Below are 265 nucleotides of genomic sequence, written 5' to 3'. Positions count from 1 at the left end.
CGTACATAAGCACGTGCTTTCCCTTCATGCACTGGTAGTCATCCTTGTCCTGCGCGCCTAGCACAACTTGATACTCGTCGGAGTACTGATGACCTACCGAGGCTAGTACATCGTCAGCTTCGTGTTTTTTCGGTTGGAAATACGTGATCCTAGCGTCACTCAGCATCGAGTACACATCCGGCAAATAATCGTACACGTCGCCCGTAGGTTTGGTGTACTGGCTATCGACGGCCGGCCCACTTTGCTTCTTGTTCTTTCGGTCAGC

1 protein-coding gene is annotated in these 265 nt (G+C 51.7%); it reads right to left on the bottom strand.

Going from position 1 to position 265, the window contains the following annotated elements; genetic code table 11:
* The coding region (locus tag AC1RP1_RS08360; protein ID WP_481762782.1) for a hypothetical protein at nucleotides 1-265 on the bottom strand (265 nt) is incomplete at both ends.

This window comes from Dellaglioa sp. CoH-56-MRSF-13 (assembly GCF_056782095.1).
Note: the sequence above shows the minus strand (reverse complement) of the source record. Positions and strands in the feature narration are given on the sequence as shown.